The 20,976-nt window shown below is 52.7% G+C and carries 19 protein-coding genes and 6 pseudogenes; 12 read left to right on the top strand and 13 right to left on the bottom strand.

Going from position 1 to position 20,976, the window contains the following annotated elements:
• Positions 1-2: 2 nt before the first annotated feature.
• Positions 3-806 carry a 2-oxo-hept-4-ene-1,7-dioate hydratase gene (gene hpaH / locus O3W44_RS23880; protein ID WP_269295243.1) on the top strand — a complete coding sequence of 268 codons (804 nt, stop codon included), beginning with the start codon at positions 3-5 and terminating at the stop codon, positions 804-806.
• A 7-nt stretch (positions 807-813) separates the two neighbouring features.
• Positions 814-1,593, top strand: coding sequence for a 4-hydroxy-2-oxoheptanedioate aldolase (hpaI, locus tag O3W44_RS23875; protein ID WP_269295134.1), 780 nt, complete (start codon positions 814-816; stop codon positions 1,591-1,593).
• Positions 1,594-1,643: 50 nt separating this feature from the next.
• Here the strand turns inward: hpaI and O3W44_RS23870 are convergent, their stop codons facing one another.
• From O3W44_RS23870 to O3W44_RS23820, 12 genes and pseudogenes are all read right to left on the bottom strand, one after another.
• Positions 1,644-2,072, bottom strand: a complete 429-nt coding sequence (locus O3W44_RS23870; protein ID WP_269295133.1) for a DUF2218 domain-containing protein — start codon at positions 2,070-2,072, stop codon at positions 1,644-1,646.
• Positions 2,073-2,077: 5 nt separating this feature from the next.
• Positions 2,078-2,500 carry a PadR family transcriptional regulator gene (locus O3W44_RS23865; RefSeq protein WP_269295132.1) on the bottom strand — a complete coding sequence of 141 codons (423 nt, stop codon included), beginning with the start codon at positions 2,498-2,500 and terminating at the stop codon, positions 2,078-2,080.
• Between the two features lie 205 nt (positions 2,501-2,705).
• Positions 2,706-3,092 (bottom strand): RidA family protein, encoded by a 387-nt coding sequence (locus O3W44_RS23860; RefSeq protein WP_269295131.1) that lies wholly within the window; start codon positions 3,090-3,092, stop codon positions 2,706-2,708.
• A gap of 25 nt (positions 3,093-3,117) precedes the next feature.
• Positions 3,118-4,449, bottom strand: a complete 1,332-nt coding sequence (locus O3W44_RS23855; RefSeq protein WP_269295130.1) for a hypothetical protein — start codon at positions 4,447-4,449, stop codon at positions 3,118-3,120.
• Between the two features lie 165 nt (positions 4,450-4,614).
• On the bottom strand, positions 4,615-5,544 hold the full coding sequence (locus O3W44_RS23850) for a DUF3500 domain-containing protein (protein ID WP_269295129.1): 930 nt from the start codon (positions 5,542-5,544) through the stop codon (positions 4,615-4,617).
• On the bottom strand, positions 5,528-5,695 hold the full coding sequence (locus O3W44_RS23845) for a hypothetical protein (RefSeq protein ID WP_269295128.1): 168 nt from the start codon (positions 5,693-5,695) through the stop codon (positions 5,528-5,530). The genes O3W44_RS23850 and O3W44_RS23845 overlap by 17 nt, the downstream gene beginning before the upstream one ends.
• A 17-nt stretch (positions 5,696-5,712) precedes the next feature.
• Positions 5,713-5,838 (bottom strand): hypothetical protein, encoded by a 126-nt coding sequence (locus tag O3W44_RS23840; protein ID WP_269295127.1) that lies wholly within the window; start codon positions 5,836-5,838, stop codon positions 5,713-5,715.
• 15 nt (positions 5,839-5,853) lie between these two features.
• Positions 5,854-6,711 (bottom strand): fumarylacetoacetate hydrolase family protein, encoded by an 858-nt coding sequence (locus tag O3W44_RS23835; protein ID WP_269295126.1) that lies wholly within the window; start codon positions 6,709-6,711, stop codon positions 5,854-5,856.
• Positions 6,712-6,740: 29 nt separating this feature from the next.
• Positions 6,741-7,118, bottom strand: coding sequence for a nuclear transport factor 2 family protein (locus tag O3W44_RS23830; protein WP_269295124.1), 378 nt, complete (start codon positions 7,116-7,118; stop codon positions 6,741-6,743).
• Between the two features lie 17 nt (positions 7,119-7,135).
• Entirely contained in the window at positions 7,136-7,591 is a 456-nt protein-coding gene (locus O3W44_RS24795) for an SDR family oxidoreductase (RefSeq protein ID WP_331283474.1), read from the bottom strand.
• Positions 7,558-7,917 carry an SDR family NAD(P)-dependent oxidoreductase gene (locus O3W44_RS24790; protein ID WP_331283473.1) on the bottom strand — a complete coding sequence of 120 codons (360 nt, stop codon included), beginning with the start codon at positions 7,915-7,917 and terminating at the stop codon, positions 7,558-7,560. The genes O3W44_RS24795 and O3W44_RS24790 overlap by 34 nt, the downstream gene beginning before the upstream one ends.
• Positions 7,918-8,452: 535 nt before the next feature.
• A pseudogene (locus O3W44_RS23820) lies at positions 8,453-9,381 on the bottom strand (LysR family transcriptional regulator).
• 146 nt (positions 9,382-9,527) lie between these two features.
• Between O3W44_RS23820 and O3W44_RS23815 the strand changes: the two are divergent.
• The 10 genes and pseudogenes from O3W44_RS23815 to O3W44_RS23770 all read left to right on the top strand — a co-directional run bounded on the left by O3W44_RS23815 (position 9,528) and on the right by O3W44_RS23770 (position 19,659).
• A pseudogene (locus O3W44_RS23815) lies at positions 9,528-10,485 on the top strand (PDR/VanB family oxidoreductase).
• Complete coding sequence (locus O3W44_RS23810; protein WP_269295123.1) at positions 10,482-11,711, top strand: amidohydrolase family protein; 1,230 nt, start codon at positions 10,482-10,484, stop codon at positions 11,709-11,711. The pseudogene O3W44_RS23815 and the gene O3W44_RS23810 overlap by 4 nt, the downstream one beginning before the upstream one ends.
• Positions 11,701-12,156, top strand: coding sequence for a RidA family protein (locus O3W44_RS23805; RefSeq protein ID WP_269295122.1), 456 nt, complete (start codon positions 11,701-11,703; stop codon positions 12,154-12,156). The genes O3W44_RS23810 and O3W44_RS23805 overlap by 11 nt, the downstream gene beginning before the upstream one ends.
• 14 nt (positions 12,157-12,170) lie before the next feature.
• Positions 12,171-13,048 (top strand): annotated as a pseudogene (locus O3W44_RS23800) (creatininase family protein).
• A gap of 13 nt (positions 13,049-13,061) precedes the next feature.
• Complete coding sequence (locus tag O3W44_RS23795; protein ID WP_269295121.1) at positions 13,062-14,033, top strand: ABC transporter substrate-binding protein; 972 nt, start codon at positions 13,062-13,064, stop codon at positions 14,031-14,033.
• A complete protein-coding gene (locus O3W44_RS23790; protein WP_269295120.1) occupies positions 14,030-14,863 on the top strand; it encodes an ABC transporter ATP-binding protein in 834 nt (277 codons plus the stop codon). Before O3W44_RS23795 ends, O3W44_RS23790 begins: the two co-directional genes overlap by 4 nt.
• Entirely contained in the window at positions 14,860-15,660 is an 801-nt protein-coding gene (locus tag O3W44_RS23785) for an ABC transporter permease (protein ID WP_269295119.1), read from the top strand. Before O3W44_RS23790 ends, O3W44_RS23785 begins: the two co-directional genes overlap by 4 nt.
• Before the next feature lie 25 nt (positions 15,661-15,685).
• Positions 15,686-17,073 (top strand): annotated as a pseudogene (locus O3W44_RS23780) (FAD-binding oxidoreductase).
• A 107-nt stretch (positions 17,074-17,180) separates the two neighbouring features.
• Positions 17,181-18,451: pseudogene (locus O3W44_RS23775) on the top strand (OprD family outer membrane porin).
• Positions 18,452-18,721: 270 nt separating this feature from the next.
• Positions 18,722-19,659: pseudogene (locus O3W44_RS23770) on the top strand (Rpn family recombination-promoting nuclease/putative transposase).
• Positions 19,660-20,051: 392 nt separating this feature from the next.
• Here O3W44_RS23770 and O3W44_RS23765 read toward each other — a convergent pair.
• Positions 20,052-20,963 (bottom strand): tyrosine-type recombinase/integrase, encoded by a 912-nt coding sequence (locus O3W44_RS23765; RefSeq protein WP_269295242.1) that lies wholly within the window; start codon positions 20,961-20,963, stop codon positions 20,052-20,054.
• Positions 20,964-20,976: the final 13 nt, after the last annotated feature.

Genomic DNA, 20,976 nt, shown 5'->3' with positions numbered 1-20,976 from the left:
CCATGCTTAGTCAGTCAGAAATTTTGCGTGTAGCAGAGGCCCTCGATAACGCTGAAAAAACAGGTCAGCAAACTGGATTAGTTTCTCTTTTACATCCAGCAATGACGCTGGATGATGCCTATGCGGTTCAGCGTGCCTGGGTGAAGCAAAAGCAAGAGGCAGGACGTAAGGTTATCGGCTGGAAAATAGGTCTGACATCAAAAGCGATGCAGTATGCGCTCAATATTTCCACGCCAGATTCGGGCGTGCTGTTTGATGACATGCTGTTTGAAGATGGCGCCAGCATCGCGGCGGATCGCTTTATTCAGCCGCGTATTGAAGCTGAGCTCGCGTTTATTATGAAAGCGCCGCTCAGTGGCGGGAATGTCAGCATCAGCGATGTGTTAACTGCCACCGCTTATGTCGTGCCTGCGCTGGAAATCCTGGATACACGTATTGTCCGGGCCGATCGCACCAGCGGAAAATCACGCACTATCATTGATACCGTTTCCGATAATGCCGCTAATGCCGGCATTATTCTGGGCAGCCAGCTTTTTACGCCTGAGCAGATTGATATGCGCTGGACAGGTGCCATCGTGTCGCGCAATGCAACGGTGGAAGAAACCGGTTTAGGCGCGGGGGTGCTTAATCATCCGGCACGTGGCATCGCCTGGCTGGCGCAACGGCTGTCACAGTACGGCGATTATATTGATGCCGGGCAGATCGTGCTGGCGGGATCTTTTATTCGTCCGGTTGAAGCCCGACACGGTGACACAATTCATGCTGATTTTGGGCCACAGGGCTCAGTCAGTTGTTATTTTGAGTGAGGTCAGAATGCCTGCACCAGTAAATCGCTTTAAACAGGCGCTGCGGGAAAAGCAGCCGCAAATTGGACTCTGGCTGGCGCTCGCCAGTCCCTATACAGCAGAGATATGCGCGGGCGCCGGGTTTGACTGGTTACTGCTTGATGGCGAACATGCGCCGAATGATGTGCCGCTGCTGATGAGTCAGCTTCAGGCGCTCTCTGCCGCATCGGGACACGCCGTCGTGCGCGCACCGATGGACGCGCCCTGGCTGATAAAGCAACTGTTAGACATTGGCGCTCAGACACTGCTGATCCCCATGGTCGAGAGCGCAGAACAGGCAGAGGCGCTTGTGAAAGCCGTTCGCTATCCACCGCAGGGTATTCGTGGGGTCGGCGCAGCACTGGCCCGCGCCTCCGCATTTAATCGTACCGCAGATTATCTGACCTCCGCGAATGAGCAGATCTGCCTGCTGGTGCAGGTTGAGAGCCGTGCCGGTCTGGAGCAGCTTGATGCTATTGCCGCCACTGAAGGTGTGGACGGGGTGTTTATTGGCCCGGCCGATTTAGCTGCAGATATGGGATATCCTGGCCAGCCAGCTGTGGCAGAGGTACAGCATGCTGTCGAACAGGCATTAATACGCATTCAGTCTCATGGCAAAGCGGCAGGCATCTTAAGCACCGATGCCTTACTCTGCGCCCGGTATATTGAGCTGGGCGCGACCTTTGTTGCGGTGGGCAGTGATGTCGGACTGCTGGTGAAATCCACCAGCGCGCTGGCAGCCGATTTCCACGCCAGGCTAAAAAAGTAAGCGATAAAATGCAGACGGGCCAGATGGCGTCTGCATTTCACTTCACGCCATTAGGCAGAGTGCCAGGTTACATTGAGCTTCTCACGCACTGCGGCTTCTTCAAGATGGCGCACTAAAATATGCTGCATCTCATGCAGTTTTTCTGCGTTGAGTGCGGTTAAGCTCACCCGGAAAATGCCTTCCAGTGCCTCCATACGCACTTCGCCCATACTCATGCGAAAATGACCGCTGTTCTCATCAGTCACAACGGGGGTTCGGTGCTGAAAATGGCTACACAGGCGGCGTAAAAAGCGTTCGCCATTCGGGGTGACGATATCGGCAACACATTTTACTGCACCTTCGCTTAATACTGGCGCGTTGAGCAACGCTTCGATTTGATTCGCTGCCACATGAATAATGTCGCCTATACGCGCGATCGCTTCATCAGCAACCGGTTCCATCTTAACGCGCAAACTCAGCGCACGCTTCAGGTGATCCATTGCCTCTACGATTGCCTGGGGGATTTGCCCTGCGCTTTTGGCACGACACGCGCTAAAAGCATATCGGTCACGCTTTTATTCGCACTGAGAAAAGCTTTACCTTCATCGGTAATGCTGTAGCGTTTACGGCCCCCTTTTTCTAAATCGATTTCAGTGTAGCCGCGATCATAAAGCCAGGTTAAAGCCGGATAGATAACACCAGGGCTGGGCTTATAAGTCCCTCCCAGACGCTCTTTCACTTCATGAATCAGTTCGTAGCCGTGGCTGGATTGTTTGGCGATGATTGCCAGTAACAGCAGGCGCAGCTCACCATAATCAAAAGCGCGCGTGCGTCGGCCTGGTTTACCGCTGGCGTGCGCTGCCGCACTGTCAGCTTGCCCGGTGCTGAGATTATCTGCAATCTCATCCGAACGGCGTTTCTGCACCATTATTACCCCGTACAATAGCCACACAATATAACTGGATTTTAAATATATCGGAAATTTCGTTACTGACCAACCCGGCACGTTGCCTCAGGCAATTTTTTAATCATATTCACGGCGCGGAGTCGCAAAAATGCTGTTAATACATCATCGTCAAGTGCCCGGCAATACAGATAAACAGGCGGGCAGACACCAAGGCTGCCCGCCATTCTCACCTATCCAGCACCGCTATGAAGTCGCACTGGATGAGCGTATTCCCGGTAAAATTACCCTCTAAAGCATGACGGGCGGGACGGGCACTGGCATCCGGAAATGCTTTCTCCCAGTGACGGTTCACCGTTTCGCGTTGAGATTTATCCTGCATCCACAGCGTCATTTTGATCACATCCTCAAGCGTTCCCCCTGCGGCTTCTAAAATGCTGCGGACATGCATAAACATCAGTTCACACTGCCGCTCTAAATCTGCAGGCACCTGCTGCGTATGCGGATCGCGGCCATAGATCACGCCGGAACAGAGCATCGGTCCGATGCGGCAGGCAGCCGGAATGGGATTAGCATGAGGAAAACCGTCACTATAAATGCTTTGCCGTTTAGCCATAATTTTCTCCTGAGAGCCGTCAGAATTAATAGTCGTCATCTGCCATCTTCGCGCCAAAGCGGTAGACCAGGCGCAAACGCTCGGCGTGATAGTTGCCGGTAACGTCTGAAGGGGAATGCACGTAGTCGAACTCAAATTCCAGATGCAGACGCGGCGTGACGTTGTAACCAAGAATCATAAAAGCCGCATTAATATTTTCGGCAGGCAGCGGGTAGTAAATCCCCGTAGAGTCCTTGAGTTCCAGGCGTGTCACGCCAAGTACGCCTAACCAGGTTTCATCATGATAGGCATAGCGCAGAGCAAAAGCGTTGCCGGGCTGGTTAGTGGTGACCATGGACACCAGCGGCTGCCCGCTCTCCAGCGGCGTGTGGTCATAAATGCCATAACTGTAAGGTGCAAAGAATCCACCGCTCAGGAAAGCATCCTCTTTTGATGGCACATGGGTCGCAGCAAAATAGATGTCGTGATTACGCGAGCGCATACCGATGCGTCCTGAATAGAGATCGGTATCGACATTGCGATACGGAGAAGCCTGATCGCTGGCATCCCACTCATGCAGATATTGCGCCCCCAGTATGGCGTCCAGTTGCCAAATTTCAGGCCAGGAACGGGGATCTCCCGCGCCGCCGTACGCAAGCTGAGCGCGCTTATCGAAGTTGTAATACCAGGCTTCCGCCGTGGTGTTCCAGCGTTGACCATAACGCAGACCCAGCGTAGTGAAGCCATCGCTGTCAACCGAGGGTACGCTGGTGTCTTCGATTTCCGGGCTGCCAGCGTCCCCCTTTTCAAAATGCTCAGAACTCAGTGGTTTAAAACGATAGATGCGGTAAGCGTTGAGTTTAAAATTACCTCTTTCATTGAGGGCATAGGTTCCGCCAAATCCCTGATAAAGGGCAGGAACCATGGTCCAGCCCTCGCCTTCATTGGCAAAAGGGGTATCCAGACCAAAGCGCCCGGCCTGAAGATCGAGCCCGTAACCGCGGTAGCGCAAAAAGGCTTTGCCGAGCACTGTGGTGTTATCGGACGGCAGGTAAATCTCGGTCTTTTCCACATCGGAAGGATTCAGCCCCAGGTTATAAGCCCCGTAAGCGCCCAGTCCCACGCTGAATCCTTCCAGTTCCGGGCTGCGATACTGAATATCACCGCCCAGCGAACTGGTGCGTTTATTCGGTAACGTACCGGTGAACTCTTTGAAAAACGTCATGGTTTTTAGCTCGCCAGAGATATTTCCCTGAGCAAGCCAGTCATTAAAGCTGTCTGAATCAGACGCCGGTAATGCTTCGGCGTAACACGCACCGCAAAACAATGCCAGAGGCATGACGGTTAAAGCAGTCTTTTTAAATTTTTGGACACGCATTGCCTGGTAACCTCGTTTTATAAATATGTAGGGTTAATTTCTTTCAGGGTTTTAGGCGCAGCGAAGCCTTCCGCTTCTTCATGAAGCAGTCAACAAACGCTGAGGGTTACCCGGGCAAAACGTCGTCACCCGGTACGACGGGAATGCAGGCGTTTTAGCCTGTTGTTACTTCTGATACTGCATCAGCAAGGCTTTTCCGTAATCGTTACCGTTCGGAATGCGGGTAATGGTATGAATATGGAAGCGCGCCGGTTCTTCATTGGTGAGCCACATGCCGCTGTGATGATCAAATTCCAGTAACACCACCGGACTTTGAATGCGGTAATAAAACACGTCATCCTTGCCACAACCGCCGATCCAGCTCCACCATGTTGATTCAAGGTGCTGCTCAATCTGTTTCAGACGTGCCTGGCGCGGCCCGTCAGGTAAAAAATCGAGAAAAGCGGCGATGGTTTGCATCAGTCTGGCGCGCTGCGGTGCGTCAAATTCTGCTGCGCAAATGCCTTCCAGCGGTATAACGCGATTATCCTGAAATGCGCCAGCAAGGTGTCGCTGATCGGCAAAGTTAAAACGCTCCGGAGGCATTAGCGGATCTTCCATCTGCTGATAAACGGTTGCCCGCGCCTGTTGTTCCGGGCTGAGAGACTGCATCAGCGCCAGACCAGACTGTTCTTCTTCGGTGAACAGCACGCAGTCACTCTCATCGCCGCGCGCAATGACATTAGGCTCTACGCCCATAAATGTGGGTGCAATAACCAGCTGCCGGCCTGTGATAAAACAGCAAAACGCCACATGATGGCCATAAATATTCCAGCCCCAGGGCTGCGTAGCTGACGGCTCCCCGAACAGCATGAAGTGAAAACTCCAGCGGTTCATGATATTGGTGAGATCGTAGAGTTCGCCAAGAAACTGGTTAGCATCCATCAGCTGCTGCACTTTGGTAAAACCCCGCGCACTGGTGCAGCTGCGCAACAGCGCCAGAAAGGTTTCACGGGTGGCTGGTGACGTTTCTTCAAGCCGTATGCCGTAATCATTAAACGGGATTTCAGGGTTATACCAGGCACGCCACTGTTTAGCCTCAATGGGGTAACACACCTCTTTTTTGCGCTTCAGGATCAAGGGTTTGTAAAAGAGCCTGAGCAACGGTAACAGCATTTTCAACGGCAAAGCCCTCATCCTGCAGGGGGTAGAGATCGGGCTGAATTTCGCCGTTGCTGGTAATACCGCGAAAGTTTTCATCCAGCATTGCCTGCCAGTGTGCTTTTAATTTTGCGCTTTCGCGGTGGCAAGCATGCGCTCGCCATAAGTATGCACGTCGACGCCACGCGCAAGACCAATACGGTGCGCATCGGCTGGCATTAAATAATCACGAAAATTTTGGCTGGCCATAACGTCCTCCGCTGATTAAGAGTGGGCGGCTTCTGCCACCACACGATTTTCTATGTGGCCTAAGCCTTCTATCTCCAGTCGCATGACATCACCGGGTTGCAGGAAGCGACCTGTTGGTGCACCAATGCCCGAGGGAGTACCGGTGGCAAGAATATCGCCCGGCTCAAGGGTCATCACCGTTGAGAGGTATTCTATTTGCGCATAGATGTCATAAATCATGTCGCCGCTGCCGGAATGCTGACGCAGCTCTCCGTTGACATACAGCTTCATATCCAGATTCAGCGGATCGGGAATTTCATCTGCGGTTGTGAGCCACGGGCCAGTAGGACCATGAGTATCGAAAGATTTACCCAGGGTAAAGGTCGGGGATTTGTGTAACCAGTCACGGGCTGAGACATCATTCACAATCAGGTAGCCCGCGATAACGGCAGCCGCATCGCTGGCTTTGACGTGACGGCAGCGTTTACCAATCACGACGCCCAGTTCAATTTCGTAATCCATTTTATCGCTGGCATCAGGCTTCACGACTGGCGAGAACGGACCGTTTATGCAGGATACCTGCTTGTTGAACCACATCTGGCTTTCAGGGATCGGAATGCCAGCCAGTCGGGCTTCATCAGCATGTTTACGGTAATTCATGCCAATACCAAGAAATTTCTGCGCATCCGGCACTGGCGCTTCAAGCTGCACATTCGACAGGGAAAAAGCCGGCCCGCTGGCTTCTTCAAGCGCCATCCGCAGCTGTGGCAAATCAGTAATTACCTGGCGCATCGATGCAGACACACCCGGTACAGGGGAGAGATCGATGACCTGATCGTTAACGACTTTGCCAATGCGTGTATGTCCCTGCTCAGTAAAACGTACTATTTTCATGGCGTTCTCCTTTACTTAATGAGGCGTCTTTACGTCTTATAAGGGGTCAGTTGAGACAATACGATTTGCCAGCTCTGCGACGTACGTCGCAGCACCAGCGTGGAGAAACCAGACCGCACTTTTTCTTCTCCCGTTTCCAGCAGCCGGACGGTGTTACACGTATTACCGGTCAGAAGGGCAATATCGCCCGCCAGGCGAATGTCGGGCGTCTCGCGGCAAATTGCGGTAAAGCCCCCCATGCGTTCTACGTGCCGCAGAAACTGTGGTTTGTTATGCACCATGCCAGTGCTGTGAATGTGGATCAGATCTTCTGCCAGCAATTTCTCCAGCAAAATCAGGTCAGGTTGCGTTAAGGCCCGCTGGCGCTGCTGTTCGAACTCAAGCAGCTCGATTAAGTGCGCTTCCATTATCTGTCTCACCGCTGTTAAACCAGACCGTCGTAAGAACCACCGTCGAGTTGCAGGTTCTGACCTGAAATAAAAGAGGCTTGCTGACTGCACAGAAAAGCGCAGGCAGCCCCAAATTCCTGTGGCGTGCCGTAACGTCTGGCGGCAATGGATTGCACATTGCGTAAGCGGGCTTCTTCGCGGCTGATACTCTCTTTCGCGATTAAACGCTGAAGCATAAATTCCTGCCGGGGCGTATCAATCCGCTCAGGTAACAGGTTATTAATCGTGACATTGTCTTTCGCCACGTCCTGACTGATTGCTTTACATATCGCTGTCAGTGCGGTACGGGCTGAGGTTGATAACCCCATCATATAATGTGGCGATTTCACCATGGCGGAGGTGATGTTCACGATGCGGCCAAAGCCTCTGGCCTGCATGCCAGGAAGCCAGCTGCGGATCAGCTGAACGGCGGGAATAAAGTTTGCTTCCATTGCATTGCGTAAGGCATCCTCGTGCCAGTCAGACAGCGCCCAGGCTGGGGCCCGGCATTATTGGTGACCAGAATGTCTACCTGCTGAAGCGAAGAGAGGATTTTTTCCCGTCCTGCCGAGGTCGTCAGATCCGCTGCGATAAAACTGATATCTGTTTCGGGATGATCGAGACGAAGTCGCTGCGCAACACTTTGCAATTTACTTTCATCACGTCCGTTCAAAATGATCTGTACGCCTTCTGCTGCCAGTGCCTGAGCACAGGCTAATCCCAGCCCCTGCGATGAAGCACAGATAAACGCAATCCTGTTTTGTATGCCTAAATCCATGATTTCTCCGCTTTTTAACCGATATTTTTTGAGAGGCGTAGCAAAGATATATTTCTGGTTTGCGCCAGCCGTTACCTGACTTGCTTAAGATTAGATATATCTGTTGTTACGATATGTCTAGATATTGCTCTTCTCTCAGAATGAAAACTCAGAAGTCGGTCACGGATCGTCAACGCCATAAATTGGGTTTGGCTGATAAAAGTGTTGAACGGTTGTGCGCCGTTATCAGGAATCAAAAGGCTGAATAACCTAAAGCAGAAATCTATAAGGGGATGTTGAAGCTTTTAACGTTGTGGAAGGGGCACGGTAATTAACCTCACGGCCATAGCAGGGGTCTGTTGTAAAATTTTCGAGAAGGGGAATGCAGTGTGCAATGAAAAGATCAACGAGACACAAAGAAGAAATTTTTACGTGATTGATAGTTATATTAAATGACGCGTTTTCTTCCCTTAAAATGAACCTCGTTAGTCAGTGAGGTTGCGAGACGTCTGTTAGGCAATTAAGTACAGGCTCTCAGGCGCTTTGATGCAACGAGTTACATCTCTCCCGCCCGCGCTTCCTCACTTTGCATTAAAGCAAAAAATGACTCAAGTTCATGCAGCATCATTGAGGCGGCCACCGACAGCTGACGCTGTGGCGCTACGCAGAGCGATAGCGTAAAGGGTTTCAATATGCTGTCTATCAACGGAATAAATTTCAGTTCTCCGCGTCGATACTCATCAATGATATCCAGCCAGCACATCAGGCTGATGCCTACATTGTCACGCACCAGTGAACGCAGCATATGTATGTTGTTGGTGCGTCCGACTTCATTAAGCGTAATGCCTGAATTATTCACCAGCGCCTCCAGCGGATCGGCCAGCATGAGTGGTGAAGCCGGCACGATAAAGGGCCAGGATTCGCAGTGGCTGAAACGGATGGATTCCAGCTGCGCCAGCGGGTGCTGGCTGCTTACCACAATACCTAAACGCAGATCGGAAAAGGACTTCACCAGCAATTCACGTGAACTTTGCGGATTGAGCATAATGCCAAAATCCGCATCACCTGCTATCAAAGCTTTTCCGATGTGAATATTGCTCATGGTGGTAAGCGTAAAAGAGATCCCCGGATACTCTTGTCGGATACGCTGCAAAACCGATGAAAAAAACTGCGGTTGATGGCGTCAATAGTGGCGATGTGCACATGGCCGTGGCGCAAACCACGCAAATCATCCAGTTGTGTGCATACCCGCCCAAACTCACGCTGCCAGTTTTTGGCTGAATTCAACAAGATTTCCCCCGCCGCGGTCATACGTAATCCTGATGGATGGCGCTCAAACAACGGCATATCCAGTTGCTGCTCGACGCGCAATATCTGTCGATCAATAGACGATGCGGAGACATGCAATACCTCAGATGCCTTGCGCAGTGAGCCCTGGCGAGCCACTTCAGTGAAATAAATGAGAAATCGTGAAAAGGCGAACATAACGGGTGCTCTCTTTTTTGCAACGCATCATGCGAATTAAACAGATGGACGCTTACACATAGCCAAAATAATAATCGCAGCCAGGATAAAAACAAGGGTTTGCATGGCGTTGTGGCTGATGACATCCCTGTAAAAGCAGGCAGATTATGAAGCAGACAGAGAACCTGACTGTTACCGTCATCGCGAAACAATCCAACGGTGCAGGCAATATGTTACTGACGCTGGTCAGTGCCAGCGTACAACCGCTGCCGGATTTCACTCCGGGTGCGCATATCGATGTTGTCATTCCCGGCTGTGGCAAAGGCAATACTCGCTGTGCTCAGACAGGAAGGATGCTCAGCGTTACGAAATCTGCGTGCGCCTGGATCAGGACTCAGCGGGTGGATCGCGCTGGTTGCATCAAAATCTTGAGGCGGGTGATCAACTGCTGATTTCTGCGCCGCGCAATCATTTTCCGCTGCCAGACGCGCCACGTACTTTGCTGTTTGCCGCCGGTATTGGCCTGACGCCGCTGTTAATGATGGCCGAAACGCTGGCGGATCGTCAGGCTGACTTCACCCTGCATCTTTATTTGAAACATTGTGATGAGCTGGCCTTCGCCAGGCGTCTGGAGCAGCTCGGTGACCGCGTTGTGATCCACTACAGTAGCGAAGGAGACAGCCTGCGCCAGCGCGTGCCGACAGATCTCACTCAACCGCATAACAGCGTGCTGGTTTCATGTGGACCGGCCGGTTTCATGGAGCATCTGCATCAGCTGGCAGTAGAGAATGGCTGGAATATCAGCCAACTATACAGTGAGCGTTTCAAGCCAGTATTAGCAGCGCAATCGCTCTCTGGCGGTGCATTTGAAGTAGAGATTGCTTCCTCCGGTGCGCGTTACGCCATCGCTGCCAGTCAGACTATCGCTGAAGTGCTGGAAGAGGCAGGCATCGGTATCGACCTCTCCTGTGAGCAAGGCATGTGCGGCGCCTGCATTACTGGCGTGCTAACGGGCGTGCCGGATCATCGCGATCAAGTGCTGAGTCAAAAGAACGCGCCGCCAACGACTGTATCGTGCTGTGCTGCTCGCGTGCCCATTCTCCTCTGCTGGTGCTGAATCTATGAACGTTTATTCGGGTGCGACAGGTGCACGGTTACCGCGCTGGCTGCTGCCAGATAACTGGCCGTTAAAGGACAACCAGCCACAGCAAGCGACTTTACATTTTCATGCCGAGGGTTTGCAGTTTGAACCCGACAGCGGCAGTTCATACGTTAATTATCTTGCGCTGAATGGCGCGCTGGTACTGCCTGCTCTGATCGAGCCGCACGCCCATCTGGATAAAACCTTCACTGTACAGCGTAGCCCGGCGCAGCAGGCGGGTTTGCTGGCGGCAATTGCTGCTATGCACCAGGACCGTGAAAACTGGAACGCTGATGATTTACGCCAGCGTGCCACGCGGGCGCTGCACTGGGCTGTGGAAGGCGGCGTCGGTGTGCTGCGTACTCATATCGACTGGTTTTCTGCTGACGCGCCGCTGGCCTGGCAAGTCATCGGTGAGCTGAGTCATCCGCTGTGCGATATCGAACGTGTGGCGCTGGCACCGCTGAATTTTTTCGCTAATGCCACTGATGCGCAACATATTGCGGCGCAGGTGGCGCTAAGTGGTCAGGGTGCGTTGCTGGGGGGTTTCATTCACAGCAGCAACTGGGATGCGCAGGCATTTGAAAACCTGTTACAGGCAGCCAGCCAGTATCAGCTGGATATCGATCTGCATATTGACGAAGAGTTGAATTCCAGCGCACAAGGCATGCGCTGGCTGGCGCGCTATTTGCAGGAATCTCCGTTTAAAGGGCAGATCACCTGCAGCCACAGCTGTGCGCTTTCTTTGCAGGATGATGCGCAACAGATCCTTGATGTGCTGGCACAGCAGCGCGTCACGTTGATTGCACTGCCGCTGACCAACTTGCTGTTACAGGACGCAGTGCAAGGCCGCACGCCACGTCTGCGAGGATTGACGCTGATAAAAGAGGCGCAGGCGCGCGGGATCCCATTGCTGCTCGGAGCAGACAACGTGCAGGACGCATTCTGTCCATTGGGTAGCTACGACCCGCTCGATACGCTGTTCAGTGGATTACTGAGTCTGCAACTCGGTGCGGCTTTTGATGAAGCATCTGCTTTGATTTGTCAGCGCAGTGCGTTACATGCCGGTGCTGTGCAGTTCAGCAACGATTTAGTGGTCTTTCCCGATGCAGATATTACGAGCTGGCCGTTACGCCAGCGGCAGCGTTATCGGCTGAAAAATGGTGTGTGTTATGCCCTGAAGGCAGGAGAACAAACTGATGGCGCTTGATGAGGGAGCGGGCAAACCGCTGGCAAAATATGCTGCGTGGCGACGCGCGGGCGACTTTATTTTTCTGTCCGGCATTATTCCGGTGAATCCGCAAACCGCCACCATTGTCCGCGGCTACGCTGACATTCCGGAAAGCGCGCAGCAACTGCTTGGCCGCACCGGCGAGTTCTCTACTGATATTAAAGAAGGGCCCATTCTGGCGCAAAGCTGGTACGTGCTGGAGAGCATTCGCACCACCATCGAGAGCGCAGGCGGCCAGATGAGCGATGTGTTCAAGCTGGTGCAGTACTTTCGTAATCTCGACCACTTTCCCCATTACAGCCGGGTGCGCAAGCACTTTTTCCCTGATGCGCCGCCGATATCGACCGTCGTACAGGTGAGTGAAATGCTGCCGAGCCAGGATGTGTTAATCGAAGTTGAAGCCACGGCGTGGTTGCCAAAATAACACGAGGAATCAAAATGTTGCATGGTTACATTCCGGCAAACCGCTTTTTGCCGTATCTGAGCTGGACTGATATTGCCACGCTGGACAATAAAGCCAACACGGTAATTGTGCTGCCAACCGGCGCGATTGAGCAACACGGCCCGCATCTGCCATGCGCAGTGGATAGCGTGATTTCCTCAGGCGTGGTCGGGCATGCTCTGGCCCGCTTACCGGCTGAAATTCCGGCCTATGCTATTCCCCTGTTACTTACGGTAAATCGGACGAGCATTTGCACTTTCCCGGCACGCTGACGCTGACTGGTGAAACCCTGCTGCACACCCTTCTGGAGATTGGCGAATCACTCTATCGCGCTGGTTTCCGCAAATTTTTAATGGTTAACGGACACGGTGGACAGCCGCAGCCGTTGCAGATGGCTGCGCGTGAACTCCGGCTGCGCCATGGTGACATGATCATCATCATGCAGGACACTTTTAAAGTGCCGAACTGCGCCGAAAGCTTTATGGATGATAAAGAGCGCCAGATGGCGATGCATGCCGGCCATGCAGAAACCGCGCTGATGATGGCGCTGGCTCCGGATACCGTGCAGATGGATAAAGCTGTCGCCAACTATCCGCCAGCATTCCCCTGCCCGACGCTTTCTACTAACAAGCCGTTAGCCGCCTGGGCGTCTTATGACTTTGGTCCAAGCGGTGTTATTGGCAACCCGTTGCCCTCCACACCAGAGCAAGGCGCAGCCATTCTTGACTCTCTGGCCGAAAGCTGGGCGCAAGTCATTACGGAGGTGCATCAGATGACCTGGGTGACGCGTCCTGAACCGGCATGGGGCAAAGGGCAGTGGCAGGGAAAAGTATTAGACCAAAACGACGCAGCATCTTTTATACAACCGCGCTAACCGGAGATCGGCCATGAAAAAAACATTGAGCATTGTTGCCGCACTTTCGCTGGCGCTATCAGCCCAGAGCATGGCGGCTGAGAAATTTACTTTTATGACCAACTGGTACGCCCAGGCCGAGCACGGCGGTTTTTATCAGGCGCTGGCGCAGAATCTGTATCGCGATGCCGGTCTCGACGTCACCCTTAAAATGGGCGGCCCGCAGGTACACACCATGCAATTGATGGCGGCTGGCCAGGCAGACTGCATTATCAGTGACAATATGCAGGCACTGGAATCCTGGCAGCAAGGCGTCGAAGCCGTGCCGGTTGCCACAACATTCCAGCACTCGGCGATTGCGTTTCTGACGCATCCGGATGTGAAAAGTCAGGCCGATTTGCAGGGAAAAACGTTTCTGCTGGCGGCTGAAGCTTATACCTCGTACTGGCCATGGGCGCAGAACGTGCTTAACCTGAAAAATGCTCGCGTTCGTCCTTATACTTTCAGCATCCAGCCCTTCCTGGCGGACAAAAATCTGGTACAGCAAGGCTATATCACTTCAGAACCCTTTGCCGTACAGAAAGCCAATGCTCAGGCCAGCGTTTATCCGATCAGCGACTGGGGCTATCCGCCATATGGCAACAGCATTGTGTGTATGAAATCCACCCTTGAAAAGCGTCCGCAGGTGATTGCGGCCTTCGTTAAAGCCTCAATGCAGGGCTGGAAGAACTATCTGGAAGATCCGGCCGCCGGCAATGTGCTCATCAAGAAAGAGAACCCGCAGATGAGCGATGAACAGATCGCTTTCGGCATTGCGCAGATGAAGAAATATCAGATGGTGACCGGTGGCGATGCGCAAACCGCAGGCATTGGCATCATTACCGAACCGCGCCTGAAGCAGACCTGGCAATTGCTGGTGGATAACAAGCTAATCGATCCGGCCAAAGTGCCGTTCGAAGGCAGCTATAACCTTAAATTTATTCAAGATGTTAAGGTTATGCCATGAACACCGCCAACCGCATATCATTGATCAGCCACGATACGCAACCGGTGCCGCTGCCTGCGGCGCCACCGGCGATTGAGGTGCTGTCAGCTGAGAAAATCTACCCGAATGGCACGCGCGCCCTGTTGCCAGTCGATCTCACCATCGGACAGGGTGAATTTGTGTCGCTGCTTGGCCCATCAGGGTGCGGCAAAAGCACCCTGCTGAAAATGATTGCCGGGTTGATTGAGGCAAGTGATGGCAAATTAATGCTATTCCGCCGCGATCGTCGCGAAAATCAACGCGATTTGCCGCTGTCCTTCGTTTTTCAGGAGGCGACACTTATGCCGTGGAGTAACGTGCATAAGAATGTACGTTTACCGCTGGATCTCGCTGGCGTACCGCGTGCAGAAGCTGACACGCGCGTGCATGAAATCCTTGAACTGGTCGGCCTTAAAAAGTTTGGTCACGTGCTGCCCCGCGAACTTTCTGGTGGTATGCAGATGCGCGTTTCTATTGCACGTGGGCTGGTAACGAGGCCGAAAGTGCTGTTGATGGATGAGCCGTTTGGTGCGCTGGACGAAATTACCCGCAACAAACTGGACAGCGATTTGCTGGATTTATGGCAAGAGCAGAAGCTCACCGTCGTGTTTGTCACCCATTCAATTCAGGAAGCGGTGTTTTTGTCGCAACGCGTCATCATGATGGCGGCGCGTCCAGGCCGCGTAGTGGATGACATGCGTATTGAGACTCATATGGCGCGCGATGATGAATTCCGCGTAAGCCAGGCGTTTACTCAATATGCGCAACAGCTTCAACGCGGTCTGTTAGCGGCCAGCCAGGAGAGTAAATGATGAAACCTTTAGCAGCAAATCGTCAATTTCAGCAGTGGCTGTTTCCGGCGCTGGTCGCCATTGTCATGTTATTGCTGTGGCAGTTTTTGGTCACTATCTTCAACGTGCCTGCTTTTCTGGTGCCGTCACCGCTGGTGGTCGCGCAGAGTCTGGCGCAAAACTTTCCTTCGTTGTTTATGTCGTTGCTTTACACCATGAAAATAACCGTGATCTCTTTTGCAGTGGCAATTGTCATTGGTTCCGTTATCGCCTTTCTGCTGGTGCAAAATCGTTTTATTGAAACCGCCCTGTTTCCCTATATCGTTTTTTTACAGGTGACACCTATCGTCGCCATCGCGCCGCTGATTATCATCTGGGTGAAAGACACAACGCTGTCACTGGTCGTATGCGCCACGCTGATGGCGGTGTTTCCCATTATTTCCAATACCACGCAAGGTCTGCGCAGCGTATCGCCTGGACTGCTGAGCTATTTCCGCCTCAATCATGCTTCACGCACGCAAATCCTGTTGAGGCTGCGTGTTCCTTCGGCATTGCCCTATTTCTTTGGTGCGCTACGCATTTCCAGCGGTTTGTCACTGATAGGCGCGGTGGTAGCGGAATTTGTCGCTGGCACCGGTGGTGCAGATACCGGCCTTGCCTACCAGATTTTGCAGGCTGGCTATCAGTTGAATATTCCACTGATGTTTGCCGCCCTCCTGCTGATTTCACTGGCAGGATTTCTGCTGTTTGCACTGATGTCGTGGCTAACGCGCCGCATGCTGGCTGCCTGGCATGAGAGCGAGCTCAGTCCAACCTGATCTTTTTTAATTACAGGAAAACAACATGTCTGATACTGATCGCCAGTCGGCACTGGCGGCGCTGGTTGCGGCGTTGCCTGAACTCGACTGGATTAAAGAGGCACCGAAGGTGAAACGACTGTCGCGTGATTTTCACTGGTTCAGTCCGGTATTAAAACCGCAGCTGGAAGAGAAATTTGCCGAACTTGCCGTTCGTCCGCGTGACGAACAGGAGCTGAAGTCCATTGTTGCGGCCTGTGCGAGACAGCGTGTTCCGCTTAATTTGCGCGGCGGCGGCACCGGCAATTATGGTCAGTTGATCCCACTTAATGGTGGATTGATGGTGGACATGACCCGACTAAACTCGGTAACCGCTATGGGGCAAGGTTCGGTGCGTGCGCAAGCCGGTATTCGCCTGGGCGATTTAGAAGCACATACACGGCCGTTTGGCTGGGAGCTGCGCTGCATGCCATCCACCTGGAAGCTGGCAACGCTCGGTGGTTTGTTTGGCGGCGGCTTTGGTGGCGTAGGCTCTGTCAATTACGGCCCACTGGCTGCACCGGGCAATGTGTTATCGGTGCGTATGATGACCATGGAAGAAACACCGCGTATTTTAACGCTGCAGGCACCGGATGCGCTGTTGCTGCATCACGCCTATGGCAGCAACGGCATCGTGACAGAGATCGAACTGGCGCTGGCTCCCCGTCACGCCTGGATTGAGCGTCTTGATACCTTTACTGATTTTGCTGCGGCAATGGCATTTGCCGATGCGCTGGCACGATCGCCAGGTCTGGTGAAACGTCAGATTGCTGTGTTCGCTGCGCCGGTACTGGACTATTTTACCGATCTGGCGGATGCAAATGTGGTTGGCAAGCACGGCGTCATTTCCGTGGTCGGCAGCGAAAGCGATCCCTGATACCTTCCCTTCTGGCGCAGCACGCCGGCTGTAATGCGCTCTATTTTGCCGAGGGTGAAAACACCGGGCATTCGCTGATCGAATATTGCTGGAACCACACCACGCTTCAGGCGCTAAAAACCGACAAAACCCTGACTTATTTGCAAACCGCCTATTCGCCAGATGACTACTTTCAGCAGGTGCTGCAAATGGAAGCGCAGTTGTCAGATGAAGTTATGTCGCATATTGAATTCCTGCGTGATACGAACGGCAATCTCACTTGCAGTGGATTACCGCTGGTGCGCTATAGCACGGAAGATCGTTTGAATGACATTATGGATATTTATCGCAGCAATGGAGTAAAAATAAATAACCCGCATGTGATTCATATTGAAGACGGCAAACAAGGCATGGTACGCGCTGATGTGGTTGCCATGAAACGCGCCTGCGATCCTTATAATTTACTCAATCCCGGCAAATTACGCGGCTGGGAAGTGCGTGACACCTTACCGAATGTGCATATTTCGGGCGTGAATTAATTCTTCAGAATTTATTAAGGCAAAAGCTGGCTGCCGGATGATCACGTATCCGGCATGCCGCGCGTTGCTCTCTTAAGACGGGTGTATTTATTCAGGAAATATTTAAAATGAAAACACTGAAAAGTGTGGGGCTGGTTGCGCTGTTTTTTTCTTTGTCTCCGGCTGCGTTGGCAGCAACACAGAGTAACATCAGTTCTTGTCAGTATGATGCAGGGGAGTGGACAACTTTACTGATATTTTTACCTGCGGTACGGTGAGTGGCAGTTTACGTACGCTCTATTACTCCACTCATAATGCCTATTTCTCTAAAGGCTTTAATCAGGATACAGCCAGCTACGGTGGCAGCCTGAAATATGAAACGGCATCTGTATATGGTTTTCGCGCAGGCGTAAGCGCAATTTTCCTGCGCGGTATTGATCATCCTGATGAAGCACATACCATCAGCGATATCGGCGATAATCAAACTAATATTGGAGAAGCATATTTAAGCTGGCAGCGAAATAATTTCAAAATTACTGCGGGCGATCAGCGAATTAATATTCCCTTCGTTGGAGATTATGACTGGCGTATTACGCCGATACTCTTTCGTGGTGTAGATACTCATTATGGTGACAGCGCCAATTATTTGCATGCTACCAAAGTCTGGCGCTATAAACCCTGGGGTGACGATCAGTTCCTGAACACCACGGCGTATACCGATATTGATGAGCGCACGAATGGTATGTGGGCCATCGGCGGTGGGCGCGGTACGCACTGGGACGGTAAAACACTCACCGGACAACTGTGGTATGAAGAGTACGCTGATTATTCCCGCGTTGTGTATGGCGAGAGCCATTTGCAATGGCAGGATGCACTGTTCCGGCCGGATGTCGCGCTGCAATTTATTCGCGGTACCAGTGACGGCAAAGCATTGGCAGGTGAAGTAGATAGTACCTCATATGGTGCCCAACTGGCGCTGAGCTTTACGCCCGCTCTGAACTGGAAGCTGAGCTATGACCATATAGCCGCCAGCGCCAACAGTTGGAACAATGGCTCGCTGGTAGTGCCTTACGCGCACAATTCGTCTTCTGGCCCCTATTTTGCTCAGCCGTTCTTTACCAGTACACAAGATTTGGGCAGCGGTAATGCTTATTCAACCAACCTGAATTACGTAATGAATGAAAACCTGTCGTTAGGTACGCAATATTCGTTCATGGACCTCAAACCCTCAGTGTCATCCGCCAGCATCAATCAGTCTGAATATCTGATCTATTTCACCTGGGCATTTAGCGGCGTGTTAAAAGGTTTGAGCCTGTCTGATTTTGCCGGAGTGCAAACTTCGCCACTGTATGATTCAAGTTTCTGGCAAAATCGTTTGAGTCTGCAATACGATTTTTAAAAGATAAACAGGCGTAAGAAGTCCTTACTATAGGTTGAACTTAAACCGCTTTATTATATCCGTTCGGCCTGTACGGTGGTTTAAATAGTAAGGGATGCGCGATAATGATCATCGTGCATCCCTGATTTGCCAAACGTTGGCTGCTCTGATAAGTGAATCGCCATATTTATGGCTTTTTTAAAAGCGGACAATAAAATTTTAGGGTGCCGCACTGGCATTTCCCCTGTGCTAAAATTCCGGCAATGGAATAACCACAGCGAAGCCATCAGGATGAAGAAAAAAAGCACGCCAACGCCGCACGACGCGGTGTTCAAAACCTTTCTTTCGCACCCGGACACCGCGCGGGATTTTATATCGCTGCACCTGCCGCCGGCACTGCTTAAAATCTGTGACCTGACGACGCTGAAGCTGGAATCCGGCAGCTTTGTTGAGGATGATTTGCGGCCCTACTACAGCGACGTGCTTTATTCGCTGAAGACCGGCCGGGGCGACGGCTATGTGCACGTTCTGATTGAACATCAGAGCTCGCCGGACAGGCTGATGGCGTTCCGGCTGATGCGCTATGCAGTGGCCGCCATGCAGCGTCACCTGGATGCGGGACATAAAACTCTGCCGTTAGTAATACCGATACTGTTCTACCAGGGAAACGTAGTCCGTATCCGCACACGATGAACTGGCTGCAGCTGTTCAGCGAACCTGAGCGGGCAGAGGAACTCTACAGCGGTTATTTTCCGCTGGTTGACGTCACCGTCATCCCGGATGAAGAGATCATGAATCACCGCAGCATGGCAGCCCTGACGCTGCTGCAAAAACATATCCGCCAGCGCGACCTGAACGAATTTCTCGACCAGCTGGTCACGCTGATGCTGACCGAATTTATGACCGGACAGCAGGTGCTGGCGCTGGTAAACTACATGATTCAGGCGGGTGAAACGCCGGATGCGGAAGCCATTATTCGTGAACTGGCACAGCGTGTGCCGCAGCATGAGGACAAACTGATGACTATTGCACAACAGCTTGAGCAGAAAGGTCTGGAAAAAGGTCTCGAAAAAGGCCGGCAGGAAGGCCGACAGGAAGGCATGCTGCTGGGCGTTCGTGAAGCCAGTCTGCAAATAGCCCGCAATTTGCTGGATAACGGTATGGACAGAATGTCAGTCATGCAGATGACCGGTCTGTCTGAAGACGATTTAAAGCAAATACACCACTGAGATCCGACAACATATCTGCTCAGTTCGGCGCAGGTAATACATACCGGCCGAGTGACCAGACTTATCCACAGAAAAAGTGGAAAGCCTGTGTGCAAACAGGTACAGATGCCTGTAAATAATGACTGATTATTCCTGCTTCCCGAATACGGCTTTATCTCTGGCTGGCAAGCGGCCACAGCTTTGATACCGTTTCCGGCAACAGCTGAGGTAACAGACAATTCAGTTATGTATCGGCGGCAACGAGTTCTGTCTCTGATTCGTAGCGGTTTTTTTAATAAAGATATTTATTCGAAACTGCCGCAAAGGGGTGTGTTTTGTGCAAACCCTGTCTGGCATCGCAAAGATTTACTTTCTCCGGGTACCGGCGGGCTGAGCCAGGCGCAAGCGAAGCATCAAAAATTCAACTTGTCAGCTGCCCTGCGCAAACGCTCATCACCCCGGCGGTCGTACTTCTGCGTGGTGGTAACGCTTGCGTGGCCCATCGCATCGCGGACGGTTATCAGGTCTTCCCCGTTATCCAGCATCATGGAAGCGAACGTGCGGCGTAAATCGTGCGGGGCGCATTCATCGATCCCACTTTGCGTACGCCGCTCACTGAGAATGTGATAAACCGCCTGCGGCGTCATGCGTTCGTAAGTGACACTGTCACCTGCGCGTATACGGGTAAACAGCGGCCCGTCCTGCTCGCCGCGAATCGTCGCCGTCCAGATATGGATGCGCCGCCAGACCGACTCCGGCATAAAGGCCAGTCGTTCTTTGTTCCCTTTTCCGCGTACCAGCAGCGCCTGCTCCTGAAGCAGAATGCTGGCGTAGTCGAGGTCAGTCACTTCTGAACGGCGCAGGCCGCAGCCGAGCATGACCGCCAGCATGGCCGCATCACGCGGGCCTCTGCAGGCGGAGTCTTCTTCACAGCAGCGGAACAGCGCATGAATTTCGCCGACGGCCAGCGCACGGCCGCGGGCCAGCCGGCTTCCCCTTACTGCGCGTACCGCCTGAATTCGCTGATAACTTTCCGTATCCATCAGCTTCATCATCCATGCCTCGCGGGCGGTGCCTTTCAGCGCAGAGAGATAGGTATTGATGGTCGCAGGCGCCCGGCCGCTGGCCGAGAGCATTTCCAGCAGCCCGCGGATGTGGTGGCGACGCAGGCTGCCCCAGGCGCAACTCTGCAGGGCGCTGAAGCCGAGCATTTTTGCCACGATATTGAGAAAAGAGCTCATCGTCTTTCTGCTGGCGGCGGATGACAGTCCGATAAGGTAAGACTGCGCCGGGTTCAGCGGCTGGCTGTTATTAATCGCGGCCAGCGCCGACGTATCC

This window comes from Pantoea sp. LMR881, assembly GCF_027157825.1.
Lineage (GTDB): Bacteria > Pseudomonadota > Gammaproteobacteria > Enterobacterales > Enterobacteriaceae > Pantoea > Pantoea haifensis.
Note: the sequence above shows the minus strand (reverse complement) of the source record. Positions and strands in the feature narration are given on the sequence as shown.